The sequence below is a fragment of the Hydrogenophilus thiooxidans genome (assembly GCF_019049855.1).
Classification (GTDB): Bacteria; Pseudomonadota; Gammaproteobacteria; order Burkholderiales; family Rhodocyclaceae; genus Hydrogenophilus; species Hydrogenophilus thiooxidans.
Genome location: NZ_JAHLSY010000002.1, coordinates 160,466 through 174,486, shown reverse-complemented (window position 1 = coordinate 174,486; position 14,021 = coordinate 160,466). Strand labels below are relative to the sequence as shown.

Genomic DNA, 14,021 nt, shown 5'->3' with positions numbered 1-14,021 from the left:
GGTTGCGGATCAGGTGTTGCGTTTTTCCAGGATCTCTACGCCCACCGCACCCGCGGCGATTTCCCGCAGTGCGATCACGGTGGGTTTGTCTTTGCTGTTGGGTTTGAGCGGAATCAGTGGTTCCGCGCCCAGGCTCAACTGCCGCGCCCGCGTTGCGGCGGCGAGCGTCATTTCGAAGCGGTTGGGGATCTTTTTGAGACAGTCGTCTGCAGTGATGCGTGCCATCTTCGGGTTCCTCAATGCGTTGGGGACAATGCGGCAATTTCCGAGAAAAGTTTCCGATGCCGTGCGGCCTGTTTGGCAGTACGGCACCGTTCGGCGGTCACGACCGCGATGAGTTCTTGGGTTGCAACGTCCAAGTGATCGTTGATGATAGCATATTCGAACTCATGGACGTGGCGAAGTTCCTCATGGGCGTTCGCAAGCCGTTTGGCGATCACCGCGTCCGAGTCCGAAGCCCGTTTGCGCAGCCGCGCTTCCAGTTCGGCAAACGAGGGGGGAAGGATGAAGATCGTGACGCAGGCGGGAAAACGCGCTTTGATCTGCCGGGCGCCTTGCCAATCGATTTCGAGCAATACGTCGCGGCCGGCGGCCAGTTCCGCTTCGACCCACGCGCGCGCGGTGCCGTAGCAGTTGCCATGCACTTCGGCCCATTCGAGAAAGGCGCCGTTTTCGACCATCGTGCGGAATTGCGCCGGGGAGACGAAGTGGTAGTGAACGCCGTTTTGCTCGCCAGGGCGCGGGGCGCGCGTGGTATAGGAGATCGAGAGACGAAGATGCGGGTCGGACGCGATCAGGCGGTGGACGAGGGTGGTTTTGCCCGCTCCGGATGGTGCGCTGACTACGAAGAGGGTGCCGGCGAAGTGGATGGTTGGGTTCACGGTCGCGTTCCTTTGCGCGTGACTGGGATGCTGACGCTACGGGGTCACTCGATATTTTGCACCTGTTCGCGCATCTGTTCGATCAATACCTTCATTTCCAGCGCGATGCGGGTGAGGTCCGGGTGTGCTGCTTTCGCCGAGAGGGTGTTGGCTTCGCGGTGGAACTCCTGCATCAAGAAGTCGAGCCGTTTCCCGACGGGGCCGTCGCGGGTAAGCGTATGGGCGAGTTCGTCGAGGTGGGCGTCCAAGCGATCGAGCTCTTCGGCGACGTCGACTTTCTGGGCGTAGAGTGCTACCTCTTGGCGGATGCGATCCTCGGTCTCGGGCGTGGTGATCTGGGCAAGCGCTGCAGAGAGTTGCGCGGCGTAGCGGGCGTGCGCTTCGGGGGCGAGACGGCGCGCTTCGCGGACCCATTCGCGGAGTTGCTGGGCGCGCGTTTCGAGCGCTGCAGCCAATTGCGCCCCTTCACGGGCGCGGTGGGCGATGAGTTCGTCCACTGTGGCGTCGAACGCGGCAAGGAGCGCCGCACGTTGGGCTTCGGTGTCGTCGGCATCACCTGAGAGCACCCCGGGCCATTGCGCGATTTCGGCGACAGAGAGTGGCGGCGCGTCGGGAAAGTGTTCGCGAATGGTTGCTTGCAATTGCGCTAAGGCTGCCAATGCTTCGGGAGCGACCGCAGGCGGGGTGCTTGCCGCAGAGCATTGAAGCTGCAGACGCACTTCGACTTTGCCCCGTTTGATTCGTTCGGCAAGGCGCTGGCGCAATTCCGGCTCCAACGGCCGCCACGGGTCGGGGAGGCGAACGGAGAGGTCGAGGAAGCGATTGTTGACGCTTCTGAGCTCCCACGCGGCTTCGAAGCCGTGGCCAAGCGCGATGCGCTTTGCCGCAAACGCGGTCATGCTGTGGATCATCGGTTGGCTCGTTATAATGCGATGATGGGAATTGTACACGCTGCCCACCATGGCTGAAAATGCGTCGAACGTTCCGTTGCCCGTCGGGTGGTTGGTGGAGGGGTACCGGATCCAATCGCTCGTGGCGCGCGGGGGCTTTTCGTTCGTCTACCGCGTAACGGGGAAAGATGGGCAGACCTATGCGCTCAAGGAGTTTTTCCCGCACGAGATGGTGGTGCGCCACGCCAAAGAGGTCGAGTTGACCGTTTTGCCGGGAAAAGAAAAGGCGTTTTATTTCGGTTTGAAATGTTTTTTCGACGAGGGGCGGACGCTCGGGCAGATCGGGCATCCCAACATCGTGCGGGTCTATAGCCTCTTTCGCGCGTTTGAGACGGTCTATCTGGCGATGGCGTTCGAGGAAGGGGCGAGTTTGCACGACTACATCCGCCGAAAGCGCGGGCGATTGCGTGAGACGTTTATTCGCATGCTGCTCATTCGGCTGCTCAAAGCGTTGCGAGAGATTCATGCGCACAAACTGCTCCACCTCGACCTCAAGCCCGCCAATATTTTGTTGCGCCAGGGGGGAGATCCGGTACTGATCGATTTCGGTTCGGCGCGGCAAGGGATCGCGCACGAGATCGCTTGGGTGCGGACGATGTTCACGCCGGGGTACGCGCCGCCAGAGCAGCTCGCTGCAAATAAGGAGGCGATCGGCCCGTGGACCGATCTCTACGCAATAGGGGGAATCGTCTATGCGTGCATGACGGGCAGTTCGCCGCCGCGCGCCGAGGATCGTCAGGAATCGGATCCGGTGCCGCGTAAATTGGCTGAACTCAAAGGGATTTACAGCGAAGAGCTTTTGGAATTGACCGCGCAACTTTTGGCGCTCGATGCCGCGAACCGGCCGCAGAGCGCCTATCAAGTCTATAAACGGATCGCTGAAAGTACCTACCAATTGACGCGAACGAGTACGCTCGTGGTGGGCGGCGAATAGGGGAAAGAGGATGCGGTTTGCCATTTTCCAGGCGACCTCGGTGGGCGATCGCCGCAAAAACGAAGACCGGGCTGGTTATGCTTATTCCCGCGACGCACTCCTCATGATGGTCGCCGATGGAATGGGCGGGCATGTCTCGGGTGACCGTGCCGCAGAGGTCGCGGTACAGGTTTTGGCCAAAGCCTTCTCGCTTGCGGCAAAGCCCACGGTGGACGACCCCGCGACTTTTCTCGCCCATGCCTTCATCGAAGCCCATTTCGCGGTGAATGCGCTCGTTGCCGGCGATCGCGCCGGTAGCGATCAGCAACCGAGGACAACGCTGGTTGCCGCGTTGGTGCAAAATGGGCAGCTGTGGATCGCCCACGTCGGTGATTCGCGCCTCTACCATCTGCGTAACGGGCGGGTGACGCTGCGCACGACCGACCACTCCCAAGCGCAGCTCTTACTGCAGCAAGGGCTCTTGACCGAAGCGGATCTGCGGTACCACCCGTCGCGCAACCGGCTGCTGGCGTCGATCGGCGGTGAAGAGGTGCCGCGGGTCGAATTCACGCGGCGCGTCACGTTGCAGCACAACGATGTCGTCGCCCTCTGCTCCGACGGGTTGTGGGGGCAAGTGGACGACGAAGAGATCGCGAAGCGCCTCTCTGTGCCCAACCTGGAGTGGGCAACCAAAGCGCTGGTCGAAGAGGCGGTGACCCGCGCGATGGGCCATTCCGACAATGTGACGCTCTTGACGATGCGGTGGCTGGAAACCGCGCACGAATCGCTCGATGCGGTATTCACCGAGACCACCGCGGGGGTGGTGACCTCGATTTTTTCCGAGATGGACGACGCGGTGCCGAGCGATCTCGTGTTGTCCGACGACGAAGTCGATCGGGCAATTCAGGAGATCAACGAAACGATCGAAAAATTCCGGAGGAACCGATGAGCGAGCGTGTCGATGGCCGCGCTGCCGATGTGTTACGGCCTGTCACCATTACCCCAGGGGTCGCGCCTTATGCCGAAGGTTCGGCGTTGATCGCGCTGGGCAATACCCGAGTGCTGTGCACGGCAAGCGTCGAGGCGCGCGTGCCGCCGCATCGCAAAGAGAGCGGCGGCGGTTGGGTCACCGCGGAGTATGGGATGTTGCCGCGCGCGACGCACACCCGCAGTGAGCGCGAAGCGGTACGCGGCAAACAAAGCGGGCGTACCCAAGAGATTCAACGGTTGATTGGGCGGAGCCTGCGAATGGCGGTCGATCTCGACCGCCTGGGGCCGCGGCAGATCATTCTGGATTGCGACGTGTTGCAAGCCGATGGCGGGACCCGCTGCGCGGCGATCACCGGGGGCTGGGTGGCGTTGGCGCTCGCATGTGACCGTCTGGTGCGCGATGCGCTGGTGCCCGCTTCACCCTTGGTGGCGCAGATCGCCGCGGTCTCGGTTGGGGTCGTTGCGGGCGTGCCGCTGCTCGACCTGGCGTATGAGGAAGACTCCCGCTGTACGTTCGATATGAACGTGGTGATGAACGGGCGTCAGGAACTCATCGAAATCCAGGGTACGGCAGAAGGGCAAGGGGTGTCGCGTGCCGAGTTCATGCAGCTGCTGACCCTTGCCGAACACGGGATTGAGGGGCTTATCGCTGCGCAACGGGCTGCGTTGCAGGCTGCTGGCGTAGCGCTGGCCGAGGAGTGTGGAAGATGGTGACCGTGGTACTCGCGAGTGACAATCGCGGCAAACTCGCTGAATTCGAGGCTCTGCTTGCACCGCTCGAGGTGACGGTGCGGCCCCAGGGCGCTTTCGCGGTGCCCGCGGCAAGCGAGCCGTACGGCACGTTCCTGGAGAACGCGCTCGCCAAAGCGCGGCATGCCGCGCGCCTGACTGGGTTGCCCGCGTTGGCCGACGACTCCGGATTGGTCGTTCCAGCGTTGGGTGGCGCCCCTGGGGTGCTGTCGGCGCGCTACGCGGGAGAACCGAAATCGGACGCGCGCAACAACGACAAATTGCTGGCCGAAATGGCAGCGCTTGAAGGGGAAGCGCGCCGTGCCTACTTTTACGCCTGCCTGGTTTTCGTCGTGCACGGTGACGATCCTACCCCGTTCGTCGCCGAAGGGCGGTGGTGGGGGACGATCGCTGAAGCGCCCCGAGGCACGAACGGGTTTGGTTACGATCCGCTCTTTATCGACCCGGAGTCGAACCAAACCGCTGCGGAACTCACGCGCGACGAGAAAAACCGTCGTAGCCACCGTGCGCGCGCTGTTGCGCGACTCGTGGCGGCGTGGCCCGAACTGTCTGCGGCGCTTCCGACTGTTACCGTGCGCTCGTAAGGTCCCTGCGCATCGTGACAAAGCCCGACGCGTACCCGGTCACTCCGCCAAACGAACGGGAATCCTACCCGGCACCGAGTAAGCCCCCGCCCCTAGCCGTTTATATCCATGTCCCTTGGTGTGTGCGCAAGTGCCCCTATTGCGATTTCAACTCCCACCCGCAACGAGGCGCGTTGCCAGAACGGGCTTTTGTGGCGGCACTCGCCGAAGATCTGGCACACGAGGCGGCGCTCGTTTCCGGCCGCACTGTTACCTCGATCTTTTTCGGTGGCGGCACACCCAGTCTGCTGTCACCCGATGCCATCGCGGCGATTTTGCAGCACGTGCGCGCTACGCTTTCCGTTGCCGCAAACGCCGAGGTGACGCTCGAAGCCAATCCGGGGGCCACCGAAATCGCAGCCTTGTCGGCGTGGCGCGACGCCGGGGTGAACCGGGTGTCGATCGGGGTGCAGAGCCTCGATCCCGTGGGGCTCGCCGAATTAGGGCGCATCCATGACGCTCCCACGGCGGAACGGACTGTTGCCGCTGCGCTCGAGGTATTCCCGCGCGTCAATGCCGATCTGATCTACGGCTGGCCGGGACAGACCCCGCAAGGAGCGGAAGCGGAGGTGATGCGGTTGCTCGCCCTTGGTGTCGCGCACGTTTCGGCGTATGAGCTGACGATCGAACCCAACACCCCGTTTGCCGCAGCGCCACCGGCTGGCCTGCCGGACGAGACGCGTTTGGGGGCGATCGAAGCGGCGGTTCATGCGGTGTTGGCAGGCGCTGGGTTCTCGCGCTACGAAGTGAGCGCTTTTGCTAAGCCCGACCACCGCGCGCGCCACAACCTCAACTATTGGACCTTTGGTGATTACCTTGGGATTGGGCCGGGCGCGCATGGCAAGATTTCGTTTCCCGGTTCGGGCATTCTGCGAACCCGCAAGCGCGCGCATCCCAACGATTACCTTTCGGCAGGGCAGCATAGGAACCGCCCAGACCGTGTCCAGGGCTTGGACACCTCGTCCGTGACCAACCCCTATACCGCTGCGGCACATTGGGTGCAGGCAGACGCGTTGCCGTTCGAGTTCCTGATGAACGCGCTGCGCCTGGCCGAAGGGGTGCCGCGCCCGCTTTTTACCGAACGGACCGGGTTGCCATTCGCGGCGATCGCAGACACCTGGGAGCGGCTCGCTGCGCGTGGCTGGGTGGTGGACGATGCGGCGCGTCTGGCGTGCACGCCACTTGGTTGGCGTTACCTCAACACCGTCCTCGAAGCGTTCCTGGACCCTATGGTATGCTAATCGGTTCCCCAACGGAGCCTCTTTGACGGAAATAGCGATGCAACCCGACCGAACCGCCGAATTGACCGCGTTACTCGAAACCCGCGTGCTGCTTTTGGACGGCGCGATGGGGACGATGATTCAGCGGTACCGCTTCGACGAAGCCGATTTTCGTGGAACACGCTTTGCCGATCACCCCACTGAGCTCAAAGGCAACAACGACCTTCTGACGCTTACCCAGCCCGACGCGATCGCTGCGATTCACCGCGCCTACCTCGACGCAGGCGCGGACATCATCGAGACCAACACCTTCAACAGCACGCGCGTGTCGCAAAGCGACTACGGGTTGGAAGCGCTCGCGTACGAATTGAACCGCGAAGGGGCGGCGATCGCGCGCCGCCTTGCCGATGAATATACGGCGAAAACCCCGGAAAAACCGCGTTTCGTCGCCGGGGTGCTGGGCCCCACGTCGAAAACCCTTTCCCTGTCACCCGACGTGAACGACCCCGGTTACCGCGCGATCACCTTCGACGCGCTCGCCGACGACTATTTCGACGCGGCGCGCGGCCTCATCGACGGCGGCGCGGACCTCATCCTCATCGAAACGGTCTTCGATACGCTCAACGCCAAAGCAGCGGTCTTCGCGCTCGAACGGCTCTTTGCCGAACGCGGCCAGCGGCTTCCGATCATGATCTCCGGGACGATCACCGACGCCGCTGGGCGCACCCTTTCAGGACAGACGCCGGAGGCGTTTTGGGCGAGCCTTGCGCACGCCCGCCCGCTCACCTTCGGGTTCAACTGTGCACTCGGTGCGCGCGAATTGCGGCCGCACATCGAAACGATCGCGCGGGTGTGCGACACCTTCGTTTCGGCCCACCCCAACGCGGGGCTGCCCAACCCGTTGGCGCCGACCGGTTACGACGAAACGCCGGAGATGCTCGCTGCCGAAGTCGAAGGGTGGCTTGCCGAAGGGTTCGTGAACGTGGTCGGCGGTTGCTGTGGCACGACTCCGGAGCACATCGCGGCGTTGGCGGAGGTGGCCAAGCGCTATCCGCCGCGCAAACGCCCGGCCCCCAGCAAGACGCTGGTGTTGTCGGGGCTCGAACCACTCGTCGTCGATGCAACCACCGGTTTCATCAACGTCGGGGAACGGACCAACGTCGCGGGGTCGAAAAAATTCGCGCGCCTCATCCGTGAGGAGCGCTACGACGAAGCGCTTGCGGTTGCCGCGCAGCAGGTCGAAGCGGGCGCGCAGGCGATCGACGTCAATATGGACGACGCGATGCTCGATGCCGCAAGCGCGATGACCCGATTCTTGCAACGGGTGGCTGCGGAGCCGGAAATCGCTCGGGTTCCCGTGATGGTCGACTCCTCGCGGTGGGAAGCGATCGTTGCCGGGTTGAAATGCCTGCAGGGAAAGGGGATCGTCAATTCGATCTCACTCAAAGAGGGCGAAGCGACGTTCCTTGCGCAAGCGCGTGAAGCGCGGCGGCTGGGCGCTGCGGTGGTGGTGATGTGCTTCGACGAAGCGGGGCAGGCCGATACCTTTGCCCGCAAGATCGAAATCGCGGAACGAGCCTATCGGCTGCTCACCGCAGACGGATTCCCGCCGCACGAGATCATCATCGACCCCAACGTCTTCGCGATCGCCACCGGGATCCCGGAGCACGACCGCTACGCGCTCGATTTCATCGAAGCGGTACGCTGGATTCACGAAAACCTGCCGGAGGCGAAAACCAGTGGTGGGATCTCCAACGTCTCGTTTGCCTTTCGCGGCAACGACACCGTTCGCGAAGCGATGCACACCGTCTTCCTCTACCATGCGATCGCTGCGGGGCTCACGATGGGGATCGTCAATGCGGGGCAACTGGGCATCTACGACGCGCTCGACCCGGAACTGCGCGCGGTGGTCGAAGATGCACTATTGTGCCGACGCCCCGACGCCGCGGAGCGGTTGATCGCGTTTGCGCAAACGCTTGCCGAACGGGGGCAGGGGCAAGGGAGCCAGACGGCGCAGACGGCGCTCGAATGGCGCAACTTGCCGGTTGCGGAGCGGCTCAAGCACGCGCTCGTCAAAGGGATCACCGAATTCGTCGTCGAAGACACCGAAGCGATGCGCGCCGAATTCGCGCAGCAAGGGAAAGGGCCGCTTGCGGTGATCGAGGGCCCACTGATGGACGGGATGAACGTCGTCGGTGACCTTTTCGGCGCGGGCAAGATGTTCTTGCCGCAAGTGGTGAAGTCGGCGCGCGTGATGAAGATGGCTGTGGCCCATCTGCTGCCCTATATCGAGGCGGAAAAAGCGGCGAGCGGCAACACCGCGGCGAAAGGGAAGGTGGTGATCGCCACCGTCAAGGGCGACGTGCACGACATCGGCAAGAACATCGTCAGCGTCGTGCTGGCCTGTAATGGCTACGAGGTGATCGACCTGGGCGTGATGGTGCCGTGCGAAAAGATTTTGGCCGAGGCCAAAGCGCATGGGGCCGATGCGATCGGCCTTTCCGGGCTCATCACCCCGTCCCTCGAAGAGATGGCCCATGTGGCGAAAGAGATGCAACGCCAAGGGTTCAAGGTGCCGCTCTTGATCGGCGGCGCGACGACGAGTCGAACCCATACCGCGGTCAAGATCGCCCCGCACTACGATGCCGGTGTGGTCTGGGTGCCGGACGCATCGCGCGCGGTGGGGGTGGTCTCGGCGCTCCTTTCCCCAGAAAGCAGCGCCTATTTGGCGAACGTCCGTGCCGAGTACGACCAGATTCGCGCGCGCCATGCGCAGAAACAGGGGTTTCGGGTCGTTCCGCTCGAAGCGGCGCGGCAAAACGCCTTTGCGACCGACTGGGCGCACTACCACCCCCCGCGCCCCATGCGCGAAGGGATTTTTGCCGAAACGGTGCCCCTTGCGACGCTCGTTGGGTACATCGACTGGGCCCCTTTTTTTCAGACGTGGGACCTTTCGGGGAAGTTTCCGGCGATTCTCGACGATCCCACCGTTGGGGAGTCGGCGCGCACCGTCTTTCGCGACGCCGTTGCGCTCGTTGCCGCGCTGGTTGCGGCGGACCCGGCCTCCCAGGGCATCACACCGCATTGGCACGAAGCGGTAGAGAACCTCTTGCCGCAGGGGGTGGTGCCGCTTGCGGATGGTGTGGTCGGCACCAGTGGAACACTCACGGCCCGTGCGGTTTGGGGCCTGTTCCCGGCGCAGCGGGTGGCGCCCGAGGATATCGCGATCTATCCCCCCAACACGCAGCCGTGGCGGGAAGCGGGGGAGCCGCTCATGGTCTGGCATGGCTTGCGGCAGCAGCACGAGCGACCGGCTGACCAACCCCACTACGCGCTGGCCGATTTCGTCGCGCCTGTGGGGACGCCCGATTGGATCGGCGCGTTCGCGGTCACCGCTGGGATTGGGATCGAGCCGCTTCTTGCGGCGTACGCCGAGCGGCACGACGATTATCACGCGATTCTCCTCAAAGCGGTCGCAGATCGCCTTGCCGAAGCGTGCGCCGAGTGGTTGCACGAGCGGATTCGGCGCACGGAGTGGGGGTACGCGCCGGATGAGCACCTGACCAACGACGAGTTGATCGCCGAGCGGTATCGCGGCATCCGGCCCGCACCGGGGTATCCGGCCTGTCCCGACCATACGGTGAAGCGCAACCTGTTCGCACTGCTGGAGGTACCCCAGCGCATCGGCGTGACGCTCACCGAAAGTTTCGCGATGCATCCCGCCGCGAGCGTCTCCGGCTTCTACTTCAGCCACCCCCAAGCGCGTTACTTCGCGATCCCCAAGATCGGCGACGATCAACTGCGCGATTGGGCGCGCCGCACCGGGATGGCGGTGGACGAAGCCGAGCGGTGGCTTGCGCCGATTCTCTGAATGGGCTTGAGCGAGGCGTTGGCGCGTTACCCTTCGGGTGGTCGTGCGCTGCGCGCAAGCATCTCGAGGAGCGTTGCGAGCGCCCATATGACCGTCTGAATGCGCACCGCTGCGCGGTTGCCGCGGAAATGGCGGGTCGTTGCCGTGACCCCGTTCGGCCCCGCCCACGCAAAGCAGACCGTTCCCACCGGTTTCTGCGCCGTTCCCCCGCTGGGGCCAGCGATACCGGAAACTGCCACGGCCCAGGTGGTCGCAGCGCGCGTGCGCGCGCCATTGGCCATTTCGCAAGCGGTTGCCTCGGAAACGGCGCCGTGCGCGGCGAGCGTCTCGGGCAAAACGCCCAGCAGCGCCGTCTTTGCCCGGTTGGCGTAGGTAACGAACCCCGCTTCGAACCACGCAGAGCTACCGGCGACGCTGGTGATCGCGGCGGCGATCAAACCTCCGGTGCACGATTCGGCGGTGGCGAGCGTTTCACCGCGTTCGCCTAATAAGCGACCGACGCGCGCAGCAAGGTCATACAGAAGCGGCGGGACGTCGTGCACCGCATCGTAGGTCTGGGCATCGTCTAAGGTCTCTTCGTCTGGGAGCGCCTCGTTGGCTGGTCCGATGCGGGACTGCTGCATTGTCTCTTCCTTTCGTGTGCAATGCCATTTCGCAGAAAATGGCTTACCGCGGCAGCACGTCGTAATGGACCGCAACGGCGAGCACGAAGAGCGTCATCACCGCCGCGATCAGATCGTCGATCATGATGCCCAACCCCCCCTTGACGCGGCGTTCCACCATGCGAATCGGCCACGGCTTCGTGATGTCGAAGAGGCGAAAGAGCGCAACCGCAGCCCCTTGGGCCAGCCAGTTCGCGGGCGTGAAAAGCAAAACCCACCAAAGCGCGACGATCTCATCCCAGACGACGGCCTCTGGGTCGTTGTCCCCCAGCGCGTGTGCTGTGACGCCGCATGCCCAGACGCCAAAGCCCGTGCATGCGATGAGCCAGGCAAGCAGCCATTCTATGGGGAGCTGATGGACGAGCAGTGGCCACAGGAACCAACCCGCCAAAGTGCCCATCGTACCGGGTGCCCAACGCGAAAGGCCGCTGCCCAAGCCGAGAGACAGGAAATGGACGGGGTGCCACAGCAGCGCCGTTGGGGAACGCGCGTGTGCCGGGGCGCGCACGGATGTGCGTGTCACGAAAAAGACTCCGGTTGAATGTCCAAATCCAAGGGCTCAGCGACACGGAACGGGTCCCACCCTTGGGGAGGTAGCGTGGTACGGGTGCCATCACGCCGCAAAAGCACCAGCGGCGACGCCTCTGGGATGAAGCGTGGCACGACCGAACCGATGCGGTGCACGGAGACACCCGCGCGTCGTGCCGCTTCCGCGACGGCTGTTCGGTGCCTCGGGTTCGCAGTAAACAGTAACTCATAATCGTCTCCGCCGCCCAAAAGCGCTGCCCATGCCTTTTCAGCAGGCGCGCCTTGGGCCACCAAAGGTGCCAGCGGCAATGCGGCCTCTTCCACGCAGAGCGTCAATTCGGGTCGCGTCTCCACCAGATGGTGCGCGTCCTGCGTCAGCCCGTCGGAAATGTCGAGCATCGCCGTCGCGATGCCGCGCAGCGCAAGCCCAAGCGCGATGCGCGGTTGCGGCCGTTCCAGCGCAGCGATCCATTCGGAACACCCCGGCAGATCACCTGAGAGGCGTCCCGTGCGCACCGAAAGCCCCAACGCGGCGCGGCCCGGTTGGCCGCTCACCCACAGATCGTCGCCAACCTGAGCGGTCGAACGGCGAATCGCCGCTTGCCACGGAACCACCCCGAGCGCGGTGATCGTGATCGCAAGTGGTCCTCGCGTCGTGTCGCCTCCGATGAGCGCGACACCATAGCGCTGCGCGCACGCTTGCACGCCGCGTGCAAACCCTTCTAGCCATTCCGGATCGTATCGCGGGAGCGTCAGCGCAAGGAGGAACGCCGTCGGCTCTGCCCCCATCGCTGCAAGATCGGAGAGATTCACCGCAAGCGCTTTCCACCCCAGGTCCTGCGGGGCGAAGTCCGGCAAAAAGTGGCTGCCCGCAACGAGGGTATCGGTGGTGAGCGCGAGCGTCGCAGAGGCATCGTCGCGATTTCCACGCAGCGCAGACGCGCACGGCAGGAGCGCGGCATCGTCGCCGATTCCCAAGATGGATGGCTCGGGCGGAGCGCACGATCGGAAAAAGCGCGCGATCAGCGCAAATTCGTCTATTTTTCCCATAAAAAAATTGGCTGTCCGAAACGGTTATTGTTACAATGGTAGCAAAAGGTGGAGTGGATCATGTCACTTGGACTGCCACAGGGCAACAAGGTATTGGTGACGGGCGGAGCGGGGTTCATCGGCTCACACCTCTGTCGTCGGTTGTTGGCCGAAGGGTATGAGGTGCTCTGCGTTGACAACTTCATCACCGGACAAAAACGCAACATCAAAGCGCTCTTGGACGATTACCGTTTCGAATTCATACGGCACGATATCAATGAGCGCCTCTATGTCCAAGTGGATCAGATCTACAATCTGGCGTGCCCCGCTTCGCCGATCCATTACCAGTTCGACCCGGTGGCGACGGTGCAGACTTCGGTCCTTGGAACGATCAACATGCTGGAATTGGCGCGGCGCACCCGCGCGCGGATCCTGCAGGCGTCGACCAGCGAAGTCTACGGTGACCCCGAAATCCATCCGCAACCCGAACACTACTGGGGGCGCGTGAACCCCATCGGGCCACGCGCCTGCTACGACGAAGGGAAACGGTGCGCTGAAACGCTCTTTTTCGACTACCATCGCGAGCATCGCGTCGATATCAAAGTCGTGCGCATCTTCAACACCTATGGTCCCAACATGCACCCCAAAGATGGGCGCGTCGTCTCCAACTTCATCGTCGCGGCGCTCACAGGCGAGCCGATCACCGTCTATGGCGATGGATCGCAGACGCGATCGCTCTGTTACGTCGATGACTTGGTCGGGGGCTTGCTCAAGATGATGGCGCAACCAAAGGAATTCACTGGGCCGGTCAATCTGGGCAACCCACACGAAATCACGATCTTGGAATTGGCAGAAACCATCCGCGATCTGGTAGGGTCACGGTCCGAAATCGTCTTCCGTCCGCTACCGCAGGACGACCCGAAGCAGCGGTGTCCTGATATTACGCTGGCGAAAACCCACCTGGGGTGGGCGCCTACGGTCCCTTTGGAAGTGGGTCTCGCGAAAACGATCGACTATTTCGACCAGTTGTTGCGCGAAGGAACTGGGTGATGGGGTACGGATCCAACCGGTGGCAAAAAGGTCTCTGGATCGGGGGGGTTCTCGCACTCTTTTGGGCGAGTCAGCCCGCAGATGCTTTCGTCGAAGACGAATTCCGCCCGCCTGAGGAAGATGCGCCCCCTTTCGATGTCCCGGAAACCGGACTCTTTTTTCCGCGCATCATTTATGACGAACAGGGCGACGACGTGACCCGCGTACCGTACCACCCCACGGGCTACAACGACACTGCGTTCATCAAACGGGAAAAGTTTCAGATTCTGAAGTGGCAGCAAGATCCGCCCAACTTCGTGATCGTCTTCGTCGAAGATGCCACGCCGTATCAATACGAGACCGCGGAAGTCGACATCATGGTGCGCATCGGTCACTTCGATCGTTTGAAAAATCTCATCGAAGCCAGCCGTGTGGTGCGCACCAGTATCCCCATTCAGAAAGGGATCAACCGGATTCCGATCAATGTGATGAATTACAAAGGGGATATCGTCCAGGCGAAACTCATCGGGGTGCGGATGAAGCAGGCCTACCAACCTGTCGAATTGGGAGATTGA

The 14,021-nt window shown here is 62.9% G+C and carries 14 protein-coding genes; 8 read left to right on the top strand and 6 right to left on the bottom strand.

What is annotated here, in order from left to right:
• Positions 1–9: 9 nt before the first annotated feature.
• The 3 genes from rpoZ to KUL93_RS01765 are packed head-to-tail and all read right to left on the bottom strand — an operon-like array spanning position 10 to position 1,792.
• The gene (gene rpoZ / locus KUL93_RS01775; protein WP_217125413.1) at positions 10–225 is read right to left on the bottom strand and encodes a DNA-directed RNA polymerase subunit omega; all 216 of its coding nucleotides are present in this window, start codon (positions 223–225) and stop codon (positions 10–12) included.
• Between the two features lie 11 nt (positions 226–236).
• Positions 237–881, bottom strand: a complete 645-nt coding sequence (gene gmk / locus KUL93_RS01770; protein WP_346731609.1) for a guanylate kinase — start codon at positions 879–881, stop codon at positions 237–239.
• 44 nt (positions 882–925) lie between these two features.
• Positions 926–1,792: a YicC/YloC family endoribonuclease gene (locus tag KUL93_RS01765; protein ID WP_217125412.1), complete on the bottom strand. Its 867-nt coding sequence runs from the start codon at positions 1,790–1,792 to the stop codon at positions 926–928.
• Between the two features lie 49 nt (positions 1,793–1,841).
• Between KUL93_RS01765 and KUL93_RS01760 the strand changes: the two genes are divergently transcribed.
• Genes KUL93_RS01760 through metH form a run of 6 tightly spaced genes read left to right on the top strand, consistent with a single transcriptional unit; the run spans position 1,842 to position 10,198 of the window.
• Positions 1,842–2,765, top strand: coding sequence for a serine/threonine protein kinase (locus KUL93_RS01760; protein ID WP_217125411.1), 924 nt, complete (start codon positions 1,842–1,844; stop codon positions 2,763–2,765).
• A gap of 10 nt (positions 2,766–2,775) precedes the next feature.
• Complete coding sequence (locus tag KUL93_RS01755) at positions 2,776–3,693, top strand: PP2C family protein-serine/threonine phosphatase (RefSeq protein ID WP_217125410.1); 918 nt, start codon at positions 2,776–2,778, stop codon at positions 3,691–3,693.
• Positions 3,690–4,448 (top strand): ribonuclease PH, encoded by a 759-nt coding sequence (rph, locus tag KUL93_RS01750; RefSeq protein WP_217125409.1) that lies wholly within the window; start codon positions 3,690–3,692, stop codon positions 4,446–4,448. The genes KUL93_RS01755 and rph overlap by 4 nt, the downstream gene beginning before the upstream one ends.
• Positions 4,442–5,068, top strand: coding sequence for an RdgB/HAM1 family non-canonical purine NTP pyrophosphatase (rdgB, locus tag KUL93_RS01745; RefSeq protein WP_217125408.1), 627 nt, complete (start codon positions 4,442–4,444; stop codon positions 5,066–5,068). The genes rph and rdgB overlap by 7 nt, the downstream gene beginning before the upstream one ends.
• 14 nt (positions 5,069–5,082) lie before the next feature.
• Positions 5,083–6,348 (top strand): radical SAM family heme chaperone HemW, encoded by a 1,266-nt coding sequence (gene hemW / locus KUL93_RS01740; protein ID WP_217125407.1) that lies wholly within the window; start codon positions 5,083–5,085, stop codon positions 6,346–6,348.
• 37 nt (positions 6,349–6,385) lie between these two features.
• A complete protein-coding gene (gene metH, locus KUL93_RS01735) occupies positions 6,386–10,198 on the top strand; it encodes a methionine synthase (RefSeq protein WP_217125406.1) in 3,813 nt (1,270 codons plus the stop codon).
• Positions 10,199–10,224: 26 nt separating this feature from the next.
• Here metH and KUL93_RS01730 read toward each other — a convergent pair whose 3' ends face one another.
• From KUL93_RS01730 to thiL, 3 genes are read right to left on the bottom strand one after another with little or no spacing between them, the layout of a single operon-like run.
• Positions 10,225–10,821, bottom strand: coding sequence for a CinA family protein (locus KUL93_RS01730; RefSeq protein WP_217125405.1), 597 nt, complete (start codon positions 10,819–10,821; stop codon positions 10,225–10,227).
• A 43-nt stretch (positions 10,822–10,864) separates the two neighbouring features.
• Entirely contained in the window at positions 10,865–11,383 is a 519-nt protein-coding gene (locus tag KUL93_RS01725; RefSeq protein ID WP_217125404.1) for a phosphatidylglycerophosphatase A family protein, read from the bottom strand.
• A complete protein-coding gene (gene thiL, locus KUL93_RS01720; protein ID WP_217125403.1) occupies positions 11,380–12,438 on the bottom strand; it encodes a thiamine-phosphate kinase in 1,059 nt (352 codons plus the stop codon). Before thiL ends, KUL93_RS01725 begins: the two co-directional genes overlap by 4 nt.
• 60 nt (positions 12,439–12,498) lie before the next feature.
• On the opposite strand from thiL, the gene KUL93_RS01715 reads away from it, so the two are divergent.
• Together KUL93_RS01715 and KUL93_RS01710 are read left to right on the top strand one after the other, a co-directional pair.
• The gene (locus KUL93_RS01715) at positions 12,499–13,467 is read left to right on the top strand and encodes a UDP-glucuronic acid decarboxylase family protein (RefSeq protein ID WP_217125402.1); all 969 of its coding nucleotides are present in this window, start codon (positions 12,499–12,501) and stop codon (positions 13,465–13,467) included.
• Complete coding sequence (locus KUL93_RS01710; RefSeq protein ID WP_217125401.1) at positions 13,467–14,021, top strand: hypothetical protein; 555 nt, start codon at positions 13,467–13,469, stop codon at positions 14,019–14,021. The genes KUL93_RS01715 and KUL93_RS01710 overlap by 1 nt, the downstream gene beginning before the upstream one ends.

What these genes read in the sequence shown, in the direction of transcription:
- rpoZ (WP_217125413.1), bottom strand. Translation starts at nt 225, where the DNA reads ATGGCACGCATCACTGCAGACGACTGTCTCAAAAAGATCCCCAACCGC.
- KUL93_RS01765 (WP_217125412.1), bottom strand. Translation starts at nt 1,792, where the DNA reads ATGATCCACAGCATGACCGCGTTTGCGGCAAAGCGCATCGCGCTTGGC.
- KUL93_RS01760 (WP_217125411.1), top strand. Translation starts at nt 1,842, where the DNA reads ATGGCTGAAAATGCGTCGAACGTTCCGTTGCCCGTCGGGTGGTTGGTG.
- KUL93_RS01755 (WP_217125410.1), top strand. Translation starts at nt 2,776, where the DNA reads ATGCGGTTTGCCATTTTCCAGGCGACCTCGGTGGGCGATCGCCGCAAA.
- rph (WP_217125409.1), top strand. Translation starts at nt 3,690, where the DNA reads ATGAGCGAGCGTGTCGATGGCCGCGCTGCCGATGTGTTACGGCCTGTC.
- rdgB (WP_217125408.1), top strand. Translation starts at nt 4,442, where the DNA reads ATGGTGACCGTGGTACTCGCGAGTGACAATCGCGGCAAACTCGCTGAA.
- metH (WP_217125406.1), top strand. Translation starts at nt 6,386, where the DNA reads ATGCAACCCGACCGAACCGCCGAATTGACCGCGTTACTCGAAACCCGC.
- KUL93_RS01730 (WP_217125405.1), bottom strand. Translation starts at nt 10,821, where the DNA reads ATGCAGCAGTCCCGCATCGGACCAGCCAACGAGGCGCTCCCAGACGAA.
- thiL (WP_217125403.1), bottom strand. Translation starts at nt 12,438, where the DNA reads ATGGGAAAAATAGACGAATTTGCGCTGATCGCGCGCTTTTTCCGATCG.
- KUL93_RS01715 (WP_217125402.1), top strand. Translation starts at nt 12,499, where the DNA reads ATGTCACTTGGACTGCCACAGGGCAACAAGGTATTGGTGACGGGCGGA.
- KUL93_RS01710 (WP_217125401.1), top strand. Translation starts at nt 13,467, where the DNA reads ATGGGGTACGGATCCAACCGGTGGCAAAAAGGTCTCTGGATCGGGGGG.